Here is a 20,552-nt window from a genome sequence, read left to right on the forward strand (position 1 = left end):
CAAGTTGAAGGGACTGAGCCCCGTTCAATACAGGGCTCAGTCATTGGCAGCTTAGCGGCCCAGTCCAACTGTCCAACTTTCGGGGGTCAGTTCACACCGGACGGGCTTTTTCATGGGCCGATCAGAGCTGCCCGGACTTGCGCAGCGACACCTGCGACAGTGCGCTCCAGTCGAGATCGCCATCACCATGGGCAATGGCTTCCAGCAGGTTGTCGCGCAGGATGCTGGCAATCGGCAGCGGCACGCGCTGCTCCTGGCCGGCCGACAAAGCCAGGCCGACGTCCTTCAGGCCCAGCTCCAGGCGGAACGCTGCCGGATCGAAACGCTGCTCGGCGATCAACGCCCCGTAATTGCGGTACACCGGCGCGTTGAACAGGGTGTTGCCCATGATCTCCAGCAGCTCGGCCGGCGCCACGCCGAAGCTCTTCACCAGCGCCACGCTCTCCCCCATCGTCTCGATGGCACTGGCGATCATGAAGTTGCCGGCGATCTTCACCACGGCGGCGCGCAGCGGATCATCCCCCAGCGGCCAGGTCTTCTGTCCAAGCACATCGAGCACTGGCTGCGCTTTGGCAATGGCCGCCTCAGGGCCGGCGACCAGGATGTTCAGCTTGCCGGCGGCGGCCACATCGGTGCGACCGAACACCGGAGCGGCGACGAATTCGACGGCCTGCTCGCGATGCAGCTCCACCAGCTCGCTGACCAGCGCCGTAGACAGCGTGGCCATGCTCAGGTGCACCAACCCCGCCTTGGCCGAAGCCAGGGCACCGCTGTCGAGCAGCACCGCGCGGGTGGACTTGTCGTCGGCCAGCATGGAAATCACCAGCTCGACATCGAAGGCCTGCACGGGGCTGGTCGCGGCGATCGCACCCAGCTCCACCAGGGGTTCGGCTGCCGCCGGCGAGCGGTTCCACACGGTGACCTGGTGGCCGGCCCTGATCAGGTTGGCAGCCATGGCAGCACCCATGCCGCCCAGTCCGAGAAATCCGATCTTCATTGCAAAGCGCCTCGCATCGTTGGATGGATGAGCGGGAAAGCCGCCGAAGGCATCAGCGGCTGAGGAAGCTGGCGACCTGTTCGGTATCGAACGGCCAGTTGAGTTCGGCGCCCGAATCACAGCGGCGGAGCACGGGAATGCTCAGGCCGTATTGCTCGACCCACTCCTCGCGGTCGGCGATATCGACCAGCTCGACCAGCAGGCCGTGCTCGACGAAGGGCATCAGCAGCGCTTCGGCCACTTCGCACAGGTGACAACCCAGGGTGCCGAACAGTTGGCATTCGGGGGGCATGCAGGTCTGCGGGGATGACGACATGGCTTCAGACTCCGGCGTGCTTGAGCAGCGTGTCGGCCGTGGCGCGGGCCTCCCGCGCCTGCCGTGCGGGGCCCTGCATGTGGGCCATCACCAGCACGCCTTCGAGCAGGTACTGTAGCTGGCGGGCCAGGGCTTCGGGCTCCGGCGCCCCCAGGCGGGCCAGTTGCGCGGCGAAGAAGCGCCCGAGAAAAGCCTTGTGTTCGGCGGCCTGCTGATGGATGGGATGCTCGCGGTCGTGGAATTCGCCGGCGGCGTGGATGAAGGCACAGCCGCAGAAGTCCGGGCTGTCCAGCACCTCCTGCAGGCCGTCGAAGACCGCCAGGATGGCGTCGCGCGGCGCGAGCACGCGCTCGGCCACGGCGATGCGCTCGACCATGCGCGCGTGGCGTTCTTCCAGCGCCGCCATGATCAGCTCGTCCTTGGACTTGAAGTGCTTGTACAGCGTCATCTTCGCCACGCCCGACTCGGCGAGGATGCGGTCGATCCCGGTGGCGTGGTAGCCCTCGCGGTAGAACAGATCCTGGGCGGTGGTGAGCAGCAGCTCGCGTTTGCTGGATGCCATGGCATTCCCTCCTGACCGGACATTATGCGCGAGGCTCGGCGCCTGTGGGGAGCGCGCCGCTGGCAGCAACGCCGGCGGTGCGCGAATACGGGTCGGTCATTTCGCTTGAACTATACAGACCTGTCTGTCTAATATCTACGCCGTCGTCCCCACCACCATGCACAGGGCTTTCGCCATGAAACTCCACGACGTCGCGCTTTCCGGTAACTGCTACAAGGTTCGCCTGTTCCTCGGACTCATCGGTCGCCAGGCCGAACTGCTGCCGCTAGACCTGCTGGGCGGCGCACACAAGCGCCCGGCCTTCCTGGCAATCAATCCGCGCGGCCAGGTGCCGGCGCTGGAGGATGGCGAGCTGCGCCTGGGGGACTCCCAGGCCATCCTCGTCTATCTCGCCCGGCAATATGCCGAGCCGCACTGGTACCCCGCAGACGCCGCCAGCCAGGGGCGCATCGCCAACTGGCTGAGTTTCTCGGCCAACGAGGTGCAGCACGGGCTGGCGCTGGCACGGGTGATCCAGCTGTTCAAGCGCCCCGGTGATCTGGCCACTGCCCAGGCCAAGGGACGTCACGCACTGGAACTGCTCAATGCCGCGCTCACCGAGCACCACTGGCTGGTGCAGGCGGAGCAGCCAAGCATCGCCGACATCGCGCTCTACCCCTACGTCACCCTGGCGCCCGAAGGTGGCCTGGAGTTGTCCGGCTTCCCCCACGTGAATGACTGGCTGGCCCGCGTGCGCGCCCTGCCCGGCTACGTCGCGCAGCCCGCCTTCTGATGGGCTCTTCTAACGATTGCTGCTGAAAGTCCACGCCGCCGCCCCACGGCGGCGCGCTCCACCGCTGCACGACAAGGAAATTCCCATGCGTCTGCCTTCCCTGCTGCTGGCCGGGCTGCTGGCCTTCGCCGGCCTGAATGCCCAGGCCGGTGACCTGCGCTTCTCGCTGATCCGTACGTCCGGGGTGACCACCTTGGACGCCTTCACCGTCGCGGGCGGCGACTGGACGCGCCAGGTACCGCTGAACCACACCGCCGTGCTGATCCAGCACCATGCCGCCACGCTGCTGTTCGACACCGGCCTGGGCAGCCAGGCAGACGCGCAGTTCAAGCAGGACATGCCCTGGTGGGACAAGCCGCTGTTCCAGTACGAAGGGTTGAAACCCGCGCGCCAGCAATTGCAGGGCAGCGGCATCCGCATCGACCGCATCATCCTGTCCCACGCCCACTGGGACCACGCCTCGGGCCTCTCGGACTTCCCCGAAGTGCCGGTCTGGGCCACCTATGAAGAGATCAACTACGCCCACATCGCCCAACCGCCGGCCGTGTTTCCCAGCCAGTTCCGTCACCCGGTGAAGTGGGTCCCGTTCCAGTTCGAATCCGGCCCGTTCCTGGGCTACGAACGCAGCCTCGACCTGTTCGGCGACGGCAGCCTGGTGCTGGTGCCGATGCGCGGCCACACGCCTGGCTCGGTCGGCCTGTTCATCACCCTGGACGACGGCCGGCGCTTCTTCTTCAGCGGCGACACAACCTGGCGCCTGCAGGGCTTCACCGGGCCGCACGAGAAATTCTGGGTCAGTCGCCGGCTGGTGGACGACGATCGCGAGCGCACCCTGGCCGAGGTCGCCCGCGTGCACGAACTGATGCTTGCCTATCCGCAGCTCACCGTGGTGCCCGCCCATGACGCGCAGGTCCAGGACAAGCTCGGCTACTACCCCCACTGGATTCAGTGAAAGCCGCGCCAGCCGCCGCTCGGCAGGTAATTAGCGAGCTTACTAAGCAGCGACTAAGGTCTAAGAGTCGTCAACATTCGGTAATGATTTAGTAGATAGGCTGTAACAGATCGACATGCCGGCCCGATCCACCGGCATCACCGAACTGCCCCAAGCGCTCGAGGAGACAATAACAATGAGCAAGACCCCGATCGCCCGTGCCGTGGCTTTGTCCACGCTGGGTACCAGCTTTATCCTTCCGACACTCGCCCACGCTGACTTCATCAACGACAGCAAGGCCACGGTCGAACTGCGCAACTTCTACTTCAACCGCGACTTCCGCCAGTCCTCCCCACCGCCGAGCCAGAGCAAGGCCGAAGAGTGGGCACAGGGCTTCATCCTCAAATACGAATCAGGCTACACCGACGGCACCATCGGCGTCGGCGTCGACGCCTTGGGCACCCTGGGCCTGAAGCTCGATTCCTCGCCGGACCGCAGTGGCACTGGCCTGCTGCAGCGCTCGCGCAGCGACGGCCGCGCCGAGGACAGCTACGGTGACCTGGGCGTGACCGCCAAGCTGCGCGCCTCCAAGAGCACCCTCAAGGCCGGTACCCTGATGCCGAAGATGCCGGTGGTGCAGTTCAACGACACCCGCCTGCTGCCGCAGACCTTCAGCGGCTTCGCGCTGAACTCCGCGGAACTCGACGGCCTGACCGTCGACGGCCTGACCGTCGACGGCGGACGCCTCTACCAGGTCAACCAGCGCGACTCCTCCGACTACGAGGACATGACCATCACCGGCGGCGGCAAGCGCAACATCAAGCTCGGCGATAGCCTCACGTCCAACAAGTTCCTGTTCGGCGGCCTGACCTACAAGTGGACCGACAGCCTGAGCACCAGCTACCACTACGGCGGCCTGGAAGACATCTACAAGCAGCACTACCTGGGTCTGCTCCACGTACTGCCGATCGCCGACAAGCAATCGCTGAAGTCCGACATCCGCTGGGCCAAGTCCAATGATGACGGCGGCAGCAACGTCGACAACAAGGCGCTCAACGCCATGTTCACCTACGCCCTGGGCTACCACGCCTTCGGCCTGGGCTACCAGAAGATGAGCGGCGACACCGGCTTCGCCTACATCAACGGCACCGACCCCTACCTGGTTAACTACATCCAGATCGGCGACTTCGCCAACAAGGACGAGAAATCCTGGCAGGCGCGTTACGACTACAACTTCGCCGGCATCGGCATTCCCGGCCTGACCTTCATGACCCGCTACGTGAAGGGCGACAACATCGACCTGATCACCACCGACGGCGAAGGCAAGGAATGGGAGCGCGACACCGACATCGCCTATGTCTTCCAGGATGGCCCGCTGAAGAACCTGGGCGTGAAGTGGCGCAACGCGACCATGCGCACCAACTACACCAACGACTATGACGAGAACCGTCTGATCGTCAGCTACACCATGCCGCTCTGGTAAGCCCAGCGGCATGACGAAAAAGCCCGGCACGTGCCGGGCTTTTTCTTGCTCTCTGTAGGAGCTAGCTGGCTCGCGAACCCACACAGTTGCATTGCCACCGGACCGCTCGTTCGCGAGCAAGCTCGCTCCTACACAGGTATCGGAATCAATCCTGGCTGAGTGCCCCGATCTTGTGGATCGACAGGTCCGCGCCGTAGTACTCCTCTTCCTTGCTCAGGCGAATTCCCACCGCGGCCTTCACTCCGCCATACACCAGCAAGCCCCCGGCGAATGCCACCACCACACCCAGCAGCGTGCCGATCGCCTGACTGGCCAGGCTGACCCCGCCCAGACCGCCCAGCGCCTGCTGACCGAAGAGGCCGCAGGCAATGCCACCCCACGCACCGCACAGGCCATGCAGCGGCCAGACCCCGAGCACGTCGTCGATCTTCCAGCGCACCTGGGTCGCGGTGAAGGCCCAGACGAACAACGCGCCCGCCACCAGGCCAGTGGCCAGGGCGCCAATCGGGTGCATCAGGTCGGAGCCGGCACAGATCGCCACCAGGCCGGCGAGCGGGCCGTTGTGCAGGAAGCCCGGGTCGTTGCGGCCCACCAGCAATGACGCCACGGTGCCGCCGACCATCGCCAGCAACGAGTTGACCGCCACCAGCCCGCTGGCGCCGGCCAGGGACTGCGCGCTCATCACGTTGAAGCCGAACCAGCCGACGATGAGAATCCACGAACCCGCCGCCAGAAACGGAATGTTCGACGGCGCGAAGGCCACCAGGCGACCGTCGCGGTAGCGGCCGTTGCGCTGCCCGAGCAGGACCACCGCCGCCAGCGCCAGCCAGCCACCGAAGGCGTGCACCACCACGGAACCGGCGAAATCATGGAAGGGCGCGCCGAACTCGGCCTTCAACCAATCCTGCAGGCCGAAGTTGCCGTTCCAGATCAGGCCCTCGAAGAACGGGTAGACGAAGGCCACGATCAGCGCCGTCGCGCACAGCTGCGGGCCGAATTTCGCGCGCTCGGCGATGCCACCGGAAATGATCGCCGGGATCGCCGCGGCGAAGGTCAGCAGGAAGAAGAACTTCACCAGCGCGTAGCCGTTTTCGTTGGCCAGGTGCGCCGCCGGCTGCAGGAAGGTGACGCCGTAGGCGATCCAGTAGCCGATGAAGAAGTACGCCAGGGTCGAGATGGCGAAGTCCGAGAGGATCTTCGACAGGGCATTCACCTGGTTCTTCAGGCGCACCGTGCCGACTTCCAGGAAGGCGAAACCGGCATGCATGGCCAGCACCATGACCGCGCCCATCAGCAGGAACAGCGTGTTGGAGCCGTGGACCAGCGTTTCTACGGCACTATTGAGGTTTTCCATCGCGACAGGCAGCCCCGGAGGTCAAGGGGAAGGCACCAAAACGGCTCGCGACCACCGGGCAACGCACCACCCTGAAGCAGCAGCGCACCACACGGGGGCCTGGCGCTGATCCAGATTGGCCCACGGGCCCTCCGGTCAACTCGGCGATTTGTCGTACTTCCTTTGGTTTTTCAGATAGTTGTGCGTGCTTTCCGGGCCAGATGGCGGTCCGGGCGCGCCCCGCCTTGGGGCAGTTCGCTTTCCTTGCGCACCAGGGAAATGCAAGCGGCATACCAGCGCCGGGAAAAACAGCGGCTAGGCTTAAGCTCGCGCCCTGCGCCGACCTTGTCGCGAATTTATGAGAAACTTTCCCGCGACCATGGAGCTCGAAACCTAGGAACCTCAACCGCACAAGGAGCATCACATGCCTCGCAAGACTGCAGTGAACGCCGCCAAGGATGAACTCCTGGCCGAATTCCAGGCCCTCGTCAGCGACACCGAGAAACTCCTGCAGAGCTCGGCCGACCTGGCCGGCGCCGAAGCCGACCAGATGCGCGCGCAGATCCACGAGAGCCTCAAGCGCGCCCGCGATGCCATCTACTCGACCAAGGACTCGCTGCGCGACCAGGGCAAGGCCGCCGTGGACGCCACCGAAGACTATGTCGGCGACCATCCGTGGCAGGCCGTAGGCGTCGCAGCCGGTGTCGGTTTCCTGCTCGGTCTGCTGGTCAGCCGGCGCTGACCGATGACCGACGGAATGGACGCCGGGCCGAAGTCTTCGGCCAACTCCCCTTCCCTGCGGCGCTTCGGCGCCGCAGTTCTCGGCCTGCTGCACGGGCATGTGGAGCTGCTCGGCATCGAGTTGCAGGAGCAGAAAACCCGTACCGTGCAGATGCTGCTGATGGCCGGCCTGGCGCTGGTCTTCGCGCTGCTCCTGCTGGTAGCGCTGTCGGTGCTGGTCCTGATCATCTTCTGGGACAGCTATCGGCTGCAGGCCGCCATCGGCCTGTGCCTGTTCTACATCGGCGGCTGCCTGTTCTGCGCCTGGCGCCTGCACCTGCTGGTCACCGACGAAGGCTCGCCGTTCAGCGCCACCCTCGAAGAACTGGCCCGCGACCGGGAGCGACTGCTGCCATGAGTGAAATGCCCGATGCGCGCAACCTGACCCGCGCCGAACTGCGCAAGGCGATCATCCGCCTGCGCCTGGAAATGCAGCGCCAGCAGATACGCCAGGAAGGCGAATTGCTGATGCAGCCGTTGAGACAGGCACGCAGCCTCGGCCAGAATTTCCGCAGCAGCCTGCACGGCAGCACCCCCTTGTGGGGCGCCGGCGGCGCGGCCGCGCTGGCCCTGCTGCTGGGCCGCAAGCGCCGTTGGATTCGCTACCTGCGCCTGGGGATCGCGCTGTTGCCGATGGTCCTGCAGATGCGCAGCAAATCCCACCCACACGAACCGCCGCCGCCCTCGACGCACCTCTGAAGGCAAAACGCCCGCTGCGATGCGGACTGGCCACATTCTTGCAATGTCTGGAAGCACCAGCGCCACGGCGCCTCCAGTCACGCCACTAAGGATGTGTCCCTTGATCGACGGGCAACCCACCGCCTGCTTCCAGCCCTTCATCGACACCGCGACCGGTCTGATCGCCGGTGTCGAAGCCCTGGGGCGGTTGCGCCAGGACAACGGCGACCTGCACTCGGTCGGCCCGCTGTTCTTCAACCCACGAGTCGGCCTGGCCGAACTGCGCCGACTCGACCGGCAGATCCGCGATGCCGCCCTGGCGCGCATCCATGAAGCCCCCAGTGACTGGTTCCTCAGCCTGAATATCTCGCCGCGCTGGATCAGCCGCCTGCGCCCGAACCAGCCGCTGCCCAGTCTCAAGCAACTGCAACAGCAGGGAGTGGCGCCGGAGCGGGTAGTGTTCGAGATCACCGAACTGGGCGGCGCCCATCAGCGCCTGCCGGAAGTGGTCGCGCGCTACCGCGACGCCGGCGCGCGCATCGCCATCGACGACTTCGGCGCCGGCTACTCGCAGCTGGACCGCGTGCTGGCCCTGCAACCGGACATCCTCAAGCTGGACATGCGCCTGTTCCAGGAAGCCGCCCGCGGCGGCCCCAGTGGCGAAGTGGTCAAGGCCCTGGCGCAGATGGCCGAGAAAACCGGCTGCTGGATCATCGCCGAAGGCGTGGAAACCGAGGAAGAGATGGACTTCGCCCTGGAGTGCGGCGCGCGCTACGTGCAAGGCTTCCTGTTCGCCAAGCCGGCGCTGGACTTCCCGGCCAGCGACGCCTTCCGCGAAGTATTCGCCCAGCGCCGCGACCAGTACGTGCACCGCAAGCTGCAGGAGCGCGCCAACCTCATCCAGCTGCGCCAGCAACTCGCGGAACTGATGAACATGCTGCGCCCCTGGGCCGAGGGCGGCGCCATGCTCAGCAGCCTGCCGCCGGCGCCGGACTCCTTCAATCGCCTGCTGCGCATCTACCAGTGCGACCGCCACGGTACCCAGACCTCGCCGAACCTGGAGTGGAACGGGCTGTTCTGGAAGGAGAACCGTCGCTACCTGGGACACAACTGGTCCTGGCGGCCGTACTTCTACCAGTTGCTCGCCGAGGGCTGGGAGGAGCGCCGTCTGACCCTATCCAACACCTACCGCGACGCCACCACCAACCAGTACTGCATGACCGCCGGCCAGTTCATCGACCAGGGTCGACGCCTGCTGCTCATCGACATCGACGCCGAAGGTCTCTAGCACGGCGATTGAGATTGCCGGCGCGAACGGCTAGCGTTGCCGGTAACTCTCCCGATTGTGATAATGACCTATGGACTGGCACACCCTGCTCCCCCGGGAACGTCTCGGCAAACCGGTGCACAGCAGCGCCGAACTCGGCCGCAGCGCCTTCCACAAGGACCACGACCGCATCATCTTCTCCGGCGCCTTCCGCCGCCTGGGGCGCAAGACCCAGGTGCACCCGGTGTCGAGCAACGACCATATCCATACCCGCCTCACCCATTCGCTGGAGGTGGGTTGCGTCGGCCGCTCGCTGGGCATGCGCGTCGGTGAGATTCTCCGCGACCGCCTGCCGGAATGGTGCGACCCAGGCGACATGGGCGTGATCGTGCAGTCCGCCTGCCTGGCCCACGACATCGGCAACCCGCCCTTCGGTCACTCCGGTGAAGACGCCATCCGCCACTGGTTCCAGCAGGCCGCCGGACGCGGCTGGCTGGACGCCATGAGCGATGAGGAGCGCTCGGACTTCCTGCATTTCGAAGGCAACGCCCAGGGCTTTCGCGTCCTCACCCAGCTCGAATACCACCAGTTCGACGGCGGCACGCGCCTGACCTACGCCACCCTCGGCACTTACCTGAAATACCCCTGGACGGCACGCCACGCCGACTCCCTGGGCTACAAGAAACACAAGTTCGGCTGCTACCGCAGCGAGCTGCCGTTGCTGGAGCAGATCACCCAGAAGCTGGGCATGCCGCAGCTGGAGGACGAGCGCTGGGCGCGCCACCCGCTGGTGTACCTGATGGAGGCGGCGGACGACATCTGTTACGGCCTGATCGACCTGGAAGACGGCGTGGAAATGGAGCTGCTTGACTACAGCGAAGTCGAAGCGCTGCTGCTCGACCTGGTCGGTGACGACCTGCCGGAAACCTACCGCCAGCTCGGCCCGAAGGACTCGCGCCGACGCAAGATGGCGATCCTGCGCGGCAAGGCCATCGAGCACCTGACCAACGCCGCCGCCCGCGCCTTCGTCGAACAGGAACCGGCACTGCTCGCCGGCACCCTGCAGGGCGACCTGGTGGAGCACATGCACGGCCCGGCCAAGCGCTGCGTGCAACGCGCCAAGGCCATGGCGCGGGAGAAGATCTTCCAGGACAAGCGCAAGACCCTGCACGAGATCGGCGCCTACACCACCCTGGAAATCCTGCTGAGCTCCTTCTGCGGCGCCGTGCTGGAACAACACCGCCAGAGCACGCCGTCATTCAAGAACCAGCGCATCCTCGACCTGCTCAGCCACTACGCACCGGACCCGAGCTGGACGCTGTACCGCTCCTTCCTGCGCGTCACCGACTTCATTGCCGGGATGACCGACAGCTACGCGACCGAGATGGCCCGCGAGATGACCGGACGCTCCAGTCCGGTCTGAAGCGCGTCGGGGGTCAGGCGGCGAGATGGCTGAGCTGGTGCTGCAGGCTGTCCTGCAGGTCCGCCATGGCCTGCTTCACACCAAGGACGCGGGAGCGCAACTCCTGGCGGTCAAGGCCATCCTTGCAGCCGCCCTCCAGCTTGCTGCAGAGCTCCTGCAGCGCCTCGGCATTGACCAGACGCGCCGCTCCCTTGATGCGGTGCGCGAGGTCTGCCAGCTGCTTCCAGTCGCCAATTTCCCACAGCGGCCAGACCTGATCGATGTCGATCTGGTTGCTGCTGTAGAGCTCCTCCAGCAGCCGACGGATCAGCCCTGGATTGCCGCCGGTCATTTCCCGTAGCGCCTTCAGGTTGAAAGCGCTGTCGTGGCTGCCGCTCTGCTCATCCAGCTCGTCGCCGACCGCACTCTTGGGCACCGACTCCAGACGCTGACGCAGGTTCTCCAGGCCAATGGGTTTGAACAGGCAATCGTTCATCCCCGCGCGCCGGCAGTTGTCCACCTCATCCGGCTGGGCGTTGGCGGTGAAGCCGAAGATCACGCACGGCTCGACGTCCATTTCCTCTTCCAGCTCGCGAATCTTCCTGGCCAGTCCATAGCCGTTGAGCACCGGCATGTTGCAATCGGTGATCACCAGGTCGAAGTCGCCCGGATGCCAGAGCTGCACGGCCTGCACCCCATCGGACGCCACCTCGACCCGATGCCCCAGATGCTCCAGCTGCTGGCTCAGCAGCAGGCGGTTGGCCACATGGTCGTCGACCACCAATACCTTCAGCGAGCGGGCCGACGGGGAAGGCACCGGGGCCTGGACCTCGGGAAAGTCGGGCAGCCCCTCCAGCGTCTGCAGCAACAGCTTGACCGTCACCGTGGTGCCCTGCCCCGGCTGGCTCTCCATGCGCACGGCGCCCCCCATCATTTCCGCCAGCTTGCGGCAGATGGTCAGCCCCAGCCCGGTGCCGCCGCGGCCGGTATTGCTGCTCTGGGCAACCTGGCTGAAGGGTTCGAAGAGTTGGCGCTGGTCGTCCTCGGAAATGCCGATGCCACTGTCCTTCACGCTGACCTCCAGCGCCAGCCGCTCACCATCCACGCGTTCACCGGAGACGCGAATCCGCACCTGACCGACATCGGTGAACTTGATGGCATTGCTCACCAGATTCGACAGGATCTGCTTGAAACGCAGCGGATCGATCAACACATCGCAGGCCGCTTCAGCCTCGATCTCCAGCTTCAGCTCAAGGGCCTTCTGCCGGGCGAGGCCGTCGAACACCCGCGCCACGGACTCCACCAGCTCACGCAGGTGCGCCCGCTCGGGCAGCAGCGAGAGGCGTCCGGATTCGATCTTGGCGACATCGAGGATGTCGCCGATCAGCGTCAGCAGCGAACGCGCCGAATCGTAGGCCACCTCGACTGGTTCGCGCTCCCAGTGCCCCTGGTTGGCGCGGGTCAGTGCCAGTTCCAGCATGCCGATCACGGCGTTCATCGGCGTGCGGATCTCGTGGCTCATGGTGGCGAGGAAGGTGCTCTTCGCGCGGTTGGCTGCCTCGGCCAACTCCTTGGCGGCCTCAAGTTGGTGGTGCAGGCGCTCGCGCTCGGTGACATCGATCCAGCCGGAGACAACGCCGGACACCTCACCTCCCGGTCCACGGTAGGGGGTGGCCCAGTAGTGGATTTCGCGGACCTCGCCGCGAATCCGCAGCACCAGATCGGAGGCTACCTTGACGTCCTGCCCCATCGCCTGCAGGTGAATCTGTTCCAGCTCCTGCGCATCCCGTGGCGTCAACCAGGCGCAGTCGTGCACCCGCGTGCCGATGACGGCCTCGCGGGGCATGCCGGCCTCCTTGAGAAAGCCGATATTGCAGGTGACCAGCCGCCCGTCACGATCACGCACGGCCACCGGCTGGGGAATGCCATCGATCAGCGCACGCTTGAACTCCAGCCGGTAGTTGAGCTCCTTTTCCGAATCCTGGCGACGGCGCACCTTGAGCCACAGCCGCCAGTTCCACAGCAACACCAGCAGCAGCGCCAGGGCCGCTGCCCAGGCCAGCTGGGCGAACTGCGTCCGATAGCCCTGCCAGACGCTGTCGGGCTGCTCCACGCTGGCGGACCAGCGGGTGACGATATTGCTCATGTCCTCGGGAGAGATGGCCAGGATCGCCTTGTTGAGAATGCTCAGCAGCTCGGGGTCGGTCTGCGCCACGGCCAGGGAAAACTGTCCCGGTTCGCGGTCCAGCGCCAGGGCGACCCTGAGATCGGGGTAATAGCGGGAGATCAGGTAGTTGGCCGACGACAGCAGGTGGATACCGGCATCCACCTTGCCCTCGCTGATCATCGAGAGGTCATCGACGTTGTTCTCGACCTCGACCAGCTTGATCAGCGGGTGCCGGGTGCGCAGGAAGTCCGCGATCATCGTCCCCTTGGGGGCTGCCACGCGGCGCCCGTTCAGATCTTCCAGGGTGTGCAGCCAGTCAGACTTTTGGGAGGCAACGACCACGAAGGAGGCGGTCATGTAGGGGCGGGTGAAGCCGAGCCACTCTTCCCGTTGCGGAGTGGGAGTGAGCGCGCCGATCACCTCTGCCTTGCCGCTGCGCACCTGATCCTGCATGGCCGTGACACTGCCCTGCGGGCGCACTTCGAAATCGATGCCGGTACGGCTCTGGATCAGCGCCAGCAGATCGGCGGCGATCCCACGGAAATGTCCCTGGGCGTCGAAGAACGACACGGGCGCCAAGGCCTGATCGACCACGACCACCGGACGCGGATGTCGATCGAGCCAGCGCTGCTCCTGAGGTGTCAGGATCAATTGCTGACTGGTGATCGCGAACGCTCCGCCGGGGCTCCAGCGACGCTGAATGGCACCTTTGGCCTGTCGGGGAAAGGCCGCCAAGGTGCGGTCGATGATTTTCAGCAGTTCCGCATCGGACGAGTTCAGGGCGAAGCTGAAGCCCGGCCCATTGAAGCTGGCGAAGTTGAGCAGCTTGAGGTTGGCCAGATAGCCCTGACTGATGAGGTACTGCGCGCTGAATGCATCGCCGACATAAAGATCCGCCTGGCCGAACGCAACGGCCTCCAGAGCCTGACGTACCGACTGATAAGGCTGAACGGAAGCGCCGGACAGGTACTTTTCACGCTCATCGGTAGCAAAGTAATCGCTGACCACTGCGATACGTTTGCCAGCCAGTTCTTCAGTACGCTCCATGGGCGTCCCCAACGGCCCGACGACTACCGGTTGATTGACAAAATAAGGCGTGGTCAAGATGGTGCCTGGCCGCGACGACTCATAGTGAGTGGAGCGGCTCAGCAGATCGATGTCTCCGCGTTGGAGAGCCGTTACGGCGGCGTCCCGGTCGGAATAGCGACGAACCTCCACCCGAACATTCAGGGCGTCCCCAATGATGCCAAGGAAGTCGGCTGTAATGCCTTCGAGATCCGTTCCGCTGGCAGTGATGTCGAACGGTGCGTAGTCTGGCGCCGTCACGCCCACCCGCAACACTCGCCTCTCCCTTAGCCACTGCCAGTCGGAATCAGACAGCTGCACCCTGACCGGCTCGTCCGTCGAGCGAGCCAGCAGATTCACAGATGCCCAGTCGGAATGCTCCGCCATCGCCCATCCGCAACAGATGAGCAGTAACGCGCCGATGAGGAAGCGAAAGCGGGACATCAGATACCTCAGACCAGCGCGTTCCGCTTGGCGAACTCGATCAGATCGACCAGCGAATGAGCGTTGAGCTTCAACAGCAGGCGCGTCTTGTAGGTGCTGACCGTCTTGTTGCTGATGAACATCTGCTCGGAGATTTCCTTGTTCGAGTAGCCGTTGGCCAGATATTGCAGGACGGCCATCTCACGATCCGACAGTCGCTGGATAAGCTCCTGATCATCCATCTGCCCGTTGTTGCGGCGTGTCTGTCGCACCGCGGTGCTGGGGAAGTAGTTGTAACCTGCGACAACCGCATTCACCGCGCTGATCAACTCCGCCAGACCACCCTGCTTGCAGACGAAGCCCGAAGCGCCGGCCTGCATGCAGCGCATGGCGAACAGCGAGGCGCTCTGCCCTGTCAGCACCAGCACCTTGAGCGGCAGCTCGAAGGCGGAAATACGACTGATCACCTCCAGCCCATCCAGCCGGGGAATGCCGATATCCAGAACGACGAGGTCGGGGATCAGGTCCTTGACCAATGAGAGCGCATCCACGCCATTGTCGGTCTCCCCGACAATCAGATGTCCTTCCTTTTCCAGCAGTACGCGCATCGCCATCCGAATGACTGGATGGTCATCCACTATAAGAACCTTGCTCATCAACCTTCCTCCCACCTACGCGTTCAAATGAAATGTCCGCGGGTAAGATATATGCCAAGATCGGTATGTCGAGATTGGCCACCCTATTTATTTGTGATTAGAGGGAATTCCTACGCAACATCTATATAAATCCTACAAGAGCCCCTGCTCGTTTTCTTGGAGTGAAGTTCCACAAAGAATATTCCGACGCGGAAAAGTATAAATACTGACTTAAGCCCCTGATAAACCTCGGCACCATCTCCGCTAATCCGACCTAGCGCTCGCTCGATATTATCTAGCGTATTGGCTGATCACGAAGCAGCGGAAAATCGCCAGATCCAGATCGTCCAGGCAGGCTGTGACTCCATGTAGACAGGCTGTGAATCCATCTGTACCGGCAAGTGAAGACTGTGAAAAAGCCAGGGATGGATTTCCGGAATGAAGTGAGGCAATGGGTACTCTCTTTTGTGCCAAGAGGTTATGGACAGAAATACACTGAAGAGTATTCAGACAACATTAACCCCAAAGGAATCAGGAAAAGTACGAAGAAGAAATATTAATTACTCATGAAGCCCACCCAATCAACCCTGAGCCCCTGACAGCTCCCAGCATCTTATAAAATCAATAAAGGCATTCCCCAATAACAAACACCCCAGCGAGACTGGCAGACAAATGGAGAACTAATGGAAGAATGGAAACGATCAATTCACTGAATCCAGCAACACCCAGAAGTACTGAGCGCTCTCAGCCGGAGTTATGAACCGAGGAAACTCGGATAAACAACAAGGAGCATTGTTGGCTGATCACTTTGTCAGCCTCATTCGCACATTCAACCCTGAACGGATCAATCCAGCGCCAAGGGAACCCTATTCGTGGATACAAAATTCAGCATTCTGGTGGTCGAAGATCACCCCTTCCAGCTCATCGCTACCCAGATGCAACTGAATCGGCTGGGCTACTTCCGCCTGACACCCGCCCTGGATGCCGGTGAGGCGCGTTCAGAATGCGAGCGTCGTGGGGAGCCTTTCGATCTGCTGCTCTGCGACATCAACCTGCCGGACATCAGTGGAGTAGAGCTACTGAGCGAACTGGCGGATGCCGGGCGGATTCGCCAGGCGGTCCTGTTCAGCGGGCTGGAAGAAGAAGAGCTGGGCGCACTGCAACGGAGCTTGCGCGCACGCGGCCTGCCGGTTCTGGCCTGCCTGAGCAAACCCCTGGACCCGTGGGCACTGATGCGAGTGCTGGACGTTGACGAGCCCTGATCAGGGCTCAGGCGCCCTGACCGGCTGATCCGGGTACCAGGCGTCCGCCAACGGGCCGACGCTGAAGCTAGCCAGTTCGGGCTGCTGCTTCAGCCAATCCTCGATCAGCCCGCGTTGCTGCTCGTTCACCGAGCCACGCTGGGCCAGACAGATGAATCCGTATTCGTCACAACCGCTGTACACCAGATCATTGGGTTGCACGGCATCGTTGGCGAAACGCTGGATGAAAGCTTCCACGGCCTCTTCGCTCTGCCCGGCCTGATACTGGAAGCTGAGCTCGAATCCGAGCTCCTGGAATTCATCGACACACAACTTCTTGCGTAAGCGGCGGGAACGCTGAGTGGCCATCCGGGAAACTCCTGGGCAAGGCAGTGATCTGGGTATGCAAGCACAGTAATGGCGGACACAGCCATCGCTGTCAGGCTCGATGACGATCGGCAGCCGAACGCCTGCGCATAGCGCAGCAGCTTGCGGCATAATGTGTTACAGCTCCCGATTCAACAGGGAGTATTCCATTTGTAGTGTTGCGCTTCATCTTTTCATTTTTTCAAGTCAATGCCCGACCACTGGGATGTCATCTTTTCTATGTTCAAATCATTGCGTGTCCTCGCTCTTGCGACCCTGTTGCCCTTCGCCCTGCCCGCCGTTGCCCAGATCGACTCCACCCTGCCCGAACGCGTACAGAAGGCGCTGCGCGACAGCAAGCTGACCAACGACGCCCTCTCGCTGGTGATGATTCCCCTCGAAGGCCCCGGCAACGCCACCTATTTCAACGCCGACGTGTCGGTGAACCCGGCTTCGACCATGAAGCTGTTCACCACCTATGCCGCCCTGGAAATGCTCGGTCCCACCTACCAGTGGCAGACCGAGTTCTACACCGACGGCCAGCTCAAGGACGGCACCCTCAACGGCAACCTCTACCTCAAGGGCGGCGGCGATCCGAAGCTGAACCTGGAGAAACTCTGGCTGATGATGCGCGACCTGCGCGCCAATGGTGTGCGCAAGGTCACCGGCGACCTGGTGCTCGACCGCAGCTACTTCAATATTCCGCAGCTGCCGGTGTTCAACGATGACGGCGGCGACGACAACAAGCCGTTCCTGGTCGGCCCCGACTCGCTGATGGTCAACCTCAAGAGCGTGCGCCTGGTCATCCGCACCGAGGGCAGCAAGGCCAGCGTGCTGATGGACCCGCCGCTGGCCAACGTGCGCATCGACAACCAGATCCAGGTGAGCAAGGCCGCGCCCTGCCCGGCGTGGCCGAAGTTGCGCTTCAGTCCGGTGACCCAGTTCGACGGCACCTCGCTGGTGGCCACCGGGCAGATTCCCCAGGGCTGCAGCGCGCAGACCTACATGTCGCTGCTCGAGCACCCGGCCTACACCGCCGGCGCCGTGCGCGGCATCTGGCAGGAGCTGGGCGGCAGCATCCTGGGCAAGGACCGCGAAGGCGCCGTGCCGAAGAACGCCACCCTGGTGGCCCGCGCCCTGTCGCCGGACGTCGTCGAGATCATCCGCGACATCAACAAGTTCAGTAACAACACCATGGCCCGACAGGTCTTCCTGTCCATCGGCCGCCAGTACCGCAATGGCGCCGACGCGGATGACGCCCAGGCGGCCCAGCGGGTGATCCGCCAGTGGCTGGCACGCAAGGGCATCACGGCGAGCCATCTGGTGATGGAGAACGGTTCGGGACTGTCCCGCGATGAGCGCGTCAGCGCCCGCGAGATGGCGGCCATGCTGCAGGCCGCCTGGCACAGCCCCTATGCCGCGGAGTACATCTCCTCGCTGCCGATCGTGGCGAAGGACGGCACCATGCGCAAACGCCTGCGCGGCACCCCCATGGCCGGCGAAGCCCACGTCAAGACCGGTACCCTGAACACCGTGCGCGCCCTCGCCGGCTTCAGCCGCGATGCCAATGGCCGCACCTGGGTGGTGGTGGCGATCCTCAACAGCAACCGCCCCTGGGGTGCCTCGTCGATCCTCGACCAGGTGCTGCTGGACCTCTACAACAGCACCAAGCGCTGATCCCCGACGAACCCCGGCCGACTGGCCGGGGTTTTCGTTTCAGGCCTCGACGCGCTCCAGGCGGTCCCGCCCCAGGCGCTTGGCGCGGTAGACGGCGCGATCCACCTTGCGCATGAGGTCATCGGCGTTCTCCCCTGGGCACCAGGAGGCGACCCCGAAACTCGCCGTGACCACGCCCACCCCCTCCATCGGCTGACCGCGCAGGGCCTGCCAGAGCGCCTCGGCCAACTGCCAGGCCTGGTCCGTCGTGCTGCCGGGGCAAAGCACTACCAGTTCCTCGCCACCCAGCCGACAGAACACGTCGACCTTGCGCAGGCGCTGGGCCATGCGCTGGCAGAGCGTGACCAGCACGCTGTCCCCCGCTTCATGGCCGAAGCGGTCGTTGATGTCCTTGAAGTGGTCGATGTCGAACATCACCAGCGACAGCGGCTCGCCGTTGCGCTCGCAACGGGCCATGGCCAGGTCCAGCTGCTCGCGGAAGTAGCGCCGGTTATGGATGCCGGTCAGGGCGTCGGTGACCGACAGGCGCCGCAACTCCAGCTCCGCCTCCTTGCGCCGGGTGATGTCGGTGGCGATACCCAAGTAACCGGTCATGTTGCCGGCAGCATCGCGGACGCCGGTGATGATCAGGTTGATCTTCAGTTGCCGGCCGTCGCGGCGCACGCAGGTCCACTCGTGCTCCTCGTGACCCTCGCCGACCAGCGCGCCGACCACCTCGAAACCGCGAATTTCGCGGCCCAGCAGACTGGAGAGGTCGTGGGCGCGGCGACGAATCTCGTCCTTGACGAAGACGTTCTCCGGCACCGGGCGGCCGATCACCTGCTGGGCGGCATAGCCGAACATGCGCTCGGCGCCGACGTTGAAGCTACGCACGAAGCCGCGCAGGTCCGTGGACACGATGGCCACCTGGGTCGCCGCATCGAGCAGCCCGTGCAGGCGGCTGTTGACCTCGCCCAGCTCCAGCTCGGCGGCCTTGCGCGAACTGATATCGGTCTGCGTGCCGATCATCCGCCGCGGCGAACCGTCGCTGCCGCGCTCCACCACCTGGCCACGGTCCAGCACCCACAACCAGCGCCCGCTCTTGCAACGCAGGCGGTGCTCGCTCTGGTACAGCGCGGTCTCTGCACTCAGGTGACGGCGCAAGGCGGCGCAGCGCGCCTCGCGGTCGTCGGGATGGACCCGGCTGAGGCTCTCCTGGGTGGTCGCCCCGACTTCGCTGTCGCGGTAACCGAGCATGGCTTTCCAGGCATGGGAGTAGAACACGTGGCCACTGTCCAGGCTCCAGTCCCACACGCCATGGCCGGCGCTGTCCATGGCGAAATGCAGGCGCGCCTGGTTCTCCTGCAGCTCGCGCTGGTTGGCGCTCAACTCGGCCGTGCGCTCGTCCACCAGCTGCAGCGCTCGCTGCCGCTGGCTGAGCAGCGCCAGCACGTACCCGGCCAGCAGCAGTGAGCTGAGCACCCCGCCCAGGCTCACCCACAGTTGCGGATGGCCCTGATTGCGCCGCAGGAAGTCGCTGGACGGCTCCACCCGCACCAGGTAATCGCGCCCGGCGAAATCCAGGTGCCGTTCGGACAGCAGCTCGGCGGTGCGATCCGCGTCCACCGCGCTGCGGTAAAAAGGCACGTCCGCCCGCGGATCGTTGGCGTCACGCAGCGTCAGCGCCAACTGCTCATGGCGCCCATCCGTGCCCTGCTCGATGAGCAGGCGGTAGCTGATCGCCGCCATCAGAATGCCCTGCACGCCCACTCGGGTCTCGGCCGTGGGGCTGGACGTCGTGCTGCTGCGGTAGAAAGGCGCCGCCAGTAGCACGCCGGTGGAGTCAGCCGGCGGCGCTCCCGGCAATATCACTGGCATCGAGGCGGCCACCGAGCGCCCCTTGAGCACACGCTGCACCAGGTCGCGCCCCGGCAGCGTCGAGTTGAGATCCATGCCCAGGGGCATTTCCTCGAGGTACTCCGAGGCGCCGTAGAGCACAGGGAAGTAGCGCGGGCGCTCCTGGGCGGGTACCGGCTGGCCCTGCAGGGTCAGCTCGAAGATCATGTAGTCGAGCATCCCGGCGGCGTGGGCGGCAGCTTCGAACGCCGCGCGCTGCTGTTGCTCGACGCGCGGCAGCCAGGCATAGCCGAGGGTATCGCCCAGCAGCGGGCTGACGAAATGCTCGAACTCCTCGCGGGAAACCTGGCGCGAATTCTCGAAGAAGCGCTGGATCGACTCCAGCTCGCTCTGCTGCAGCGCCAGCCGCTCGCGGACGCGGTCGATGCGCTCGCTGGCGGCCAGGGCGAACTGCTGTTCCAGGGCGATACGGGCGTTGCGCCAGGCATTCCAGCTCAGCAACGCCGTCAGCAACAGGCCTGCCGCCAGCACCAGCCCGGCCGCCAGCATGGCCTTCTTTTGGCTGGCGAACCCCTGAACGGCGGGCAACGGCTGGTGGGCCGAAAACTGAGTCATGTGGAT

General features: G+C 64.4%; 18 protein-coding genes. 10 read left to right on the plus strand and 8 right to left on the minus strand.

Going from position 1 to position 20,552, the window contains the following annotated elements; translation table 11 throughout:
• Positions 1-121 precede the first annotated feature (121 nt).
• Genes HNP46_RS34090 through HNP46_RS34100 form a run of 3 tightly spaced genes read right to left on the minus strand, consistent with a single transcriptional unit; the run spans position 122 to position 1,875 of the window.
• Positions 122-997, minus strand: coding sequence for an NAD(P)-dependent oxidoreductase (locus HNP46_RS34090; protein WP_184598233.1), 876 nt, complete (start codon positions 995-997; stop codon positions 122-124).
• Positions 998-1,049: 52 nt separating this feature from the next.
• Positions 1,050-1,289 (minus strand): glutaredoxin family protein, encoded by a 240-nt coding sequence (locus tag HNP46_RS34095; protein WP_311771863.1) that lies wholly within the window; start codon positions 1,287-1,289, stop codon positions 1,050-1,052.
• Positions 1,290-1,317: 28 nt separating this feature from the next.
• Complete coding sequence (locus HNP46_RS34100; RefSeq protein WP_184598239.1) at positions 1,318-1,875, minus strand: TetR/AcrR family transcriptional regulator; 558 nt, start codon at positions 1,873-1,875, stop codon at positions 1,318-1,320.
• A 175-nt stretch (positions 1,876-2,050) separates the two neighbouring features.
• Between HNP46_RS34100 and HNP46_RS34105 the strand changes: the two genes are divergently transcribed.
• From HNP46_RS34105 to HNP46_RS34115, 3 genes are all read left to right on the plus strand, one after another.
• Positions 2,051-2,647 (plus strand): glutathione S-transferase family protein, encoded by a 597-nt coding sequence (locus HNP46_RS34105; RefSeq protein ID WP_184598242.1) that lies wholly within the window; start codon positions 2,051-2,053, stop codon positions 2,645-2,647.
• A gap of 85 nt (positions 2,648-2,732) precedes the next feature.
• Positions 2,733-3,599, plus strand: a complete 867-nt coding sequence (locus tag HNP46_RS34110) for an MBL fold metallo-hydrolase (RefSeq protein WP_184598244.1) — start codon at positions 2,733-2,735, stop codon at positions 3,597-3,599.
• A 175-nt stretch (positions 3,600-3,774) separates the two neighbouring features.
• On the plus strand, positions 3,775-5,061 hold the full coding sequence (locus tag HNP46_RS34115) for an OprD family porin (protein WP_184598246.1): 1,287 nt from the start codon (positions 3,775-3,777) through the stop codon (positions 5,059-5,061).
• A 145-nt stretch (positions 5,062-5,206) separates the two neighbouring features.
• Here the strand turns inward: HNP46_RS34115 and HNP46_RS34120 are convergent, their stop codons facing one another.
• Positions 5,207-6,415 carry an ammonium transporter gene (locus HNP46_RS34120; protein ID WP_184598249.1) on the minus strand — a complete coding sequence of 403 codons (1,209 nt, stop codon included), beginning with the start codon at positions 6,413-6,415 and terminating at the stop codon, positions 5,207-5,209.
• Between the two features lie 403 nt (positions 6,416-6,818).
• Here HNP46_RS34120 and HNP46_RS34125 point away from each other — a divergent pair, with 403 nt between their 5' ends.
• The 5 genes from HNP46_RS34125 (at position 6,819) to HNP46_RS34145 (ending at position 10,542) form a co-directional block, all read left to right on the plus strand.
• Entirely contained in the window at positions 6,819-7,136 is a 318-nt protein-coding gene (locus HNP46_RS34125) for a DUF883 family protein (RefSeq protein WP_184598252.1), read from the plus strand.
• A 15-nt stretch (positions 7,137-7,151) separates the two neighbouring features.
• Positions 7,152-7,532, plus strand: a complete 381-nt coding sequence (locus HNP46_RS34130; protein ID WP_184598311.1) for a phage holin family protein — start codon at positions 7,152-7,154, stop codon at positions 7,530-7,532.
• The gene (locus tag HNP46_RS34135) at positions 7,529-7,873 is read left to right on the plus strand and encodes a hypothetical protein (RefSeq protein ID WP_184598254.1); all 345 of its coding nucleotides are present in this window, start codon (positions 7,529-7,531) and stop codon (positions 7,871-7,873) included. Before HNP46_RS34130 ends, HNP46_RS34135 begins: the two co-directional genes overlap by 4 nt.
• A 100-nt stretch (positions 7,874-7,973) precedes the next feature.
• Complete coding sequence (locus tag HNP46_RS34140; protein WP_184598257.1) at positions 7,974-9,140, plus strand: EAL domain-containing protein; 1,167 nt, start codon at positions 7,974-7,976, stop codon at positions 9,138-9,140.
• Positions 9,141-9,210: 70 nt separating this feature from the next.
• Positions 9,211-10,542: a deoxyguanosinetriphosphate triphosphohydrolase gene (locus tag HNP46_RS34145; RefSeq protein WP_184598260.1), complete on the plus strand. Its 1,332-nt coding sequence runs from the start codon at positions 9,211-9,213 to the stop codon at positions 10,540-10,542.
• Between the two features lie 13 nt (positions 10,543-10,555).
• On the opposite strand, the gene HNP46_RS34150 is transcribed toward HNP46_RS34145, so the two are convergent.
• Both HNP46_RS34150 and HNP46_RS34155 read right to left on the minus strand, forming a co-directional pair.
• On the minus strand, positions 10,556-14,197 hold the full coding sequence (locus HNP46_RS34150; RefSeq protein ID WP_184598263.1) for a transporter substrate-binding domain-containing protein: 3,642 nt from the start codon (positions 14,195-14,197) through the stop codon (positions 10,556-10,558).
• An 8-nt stretch (positions 14,198-14,205) separates the two neighbouring features.
• The gene (locus HNP46_RS34155) at positions 14,206-14,832 is read right to left on the minus strand and encodes a response regulator transcription factor (protein WP_184598266.1); all 627 of its coding nucleotides are present in this window, start codon (positions 14,830-14,832) and stop codon (positions 14,206-14,208) included.
• Positions 14,833-15,683: 851 nt separating this feature from the next.
• On the opposite strand from HNP46_RS34155, the gene HNP46_RS34160 reads away from it, so the two are divergent.
• Positions 15,684-16,073: a response regulator gene (locus HNP46_RS34160; protein ID WP_311771862.1), complete on the plus strand. Its 390-nt coding sequence runs from the start codon at positions 15,684-15,686 to the stop codon at positions 16,071-16,073.
• On the opposite strand, the gene HNP46_RS34165 is transcribed toward HNP46_RS34160, so the two are convergent.
• Entirely contained in the window at positions 16,074-16,421 is a 348-nt protein-coding gene (locus HNP46_RS34165; protein WP_184598268.1) for a YggL family protein, read from the minus strand.
• A 237-nt stretch (positions 16,422-16,658) separates the two neighbouring features.
• Here HNP46_RS34165 and dacB point away from each other — a divergent pair, with 237 nt between their 5' ends.
• Positions 16,659-18,095, plus strand: a complete 1,437-nt coding sequence (gene dacB / locus HNP46_RS34170; protein ID WP_184598271.1) for a D-alanyl-D-alanine carboxypeptidase/D-alanyl-D-alanine endopeptidase — start codon at positions 16,659-16,661, stop codon at positions 18,093-18,095.
• Positions 18,096-18,134: 39 nt separating this feature from the next.
• On the opposite strand, the gene HNP46_RS34175 is transcribed toward dacB, so the two are convergent.
• Entirely contained in the window at positions 18,135-20,546 is a 2,412-nt protein-coding gene (locus tag HNP46_RS34175; RefSeq protein WP_184598281.1) for a sensor domain-containing diguanylate cyclase, read from the minus strand.
• Positions 20,547-20,552: the final 6 nt, after the last annotated feature.

Origin of the sequence: Pseudomonas nitroreducens (assembly GCF_014204515.1) — a bacterium.
Taxonomy (GTDB): Bacteria; Pseudomonadota; Gammaproteobacteria; order Pseudomonadales; family Pseudomonadaceae; genus Pseudomonas; species Pseudomonas nitritireducens_A.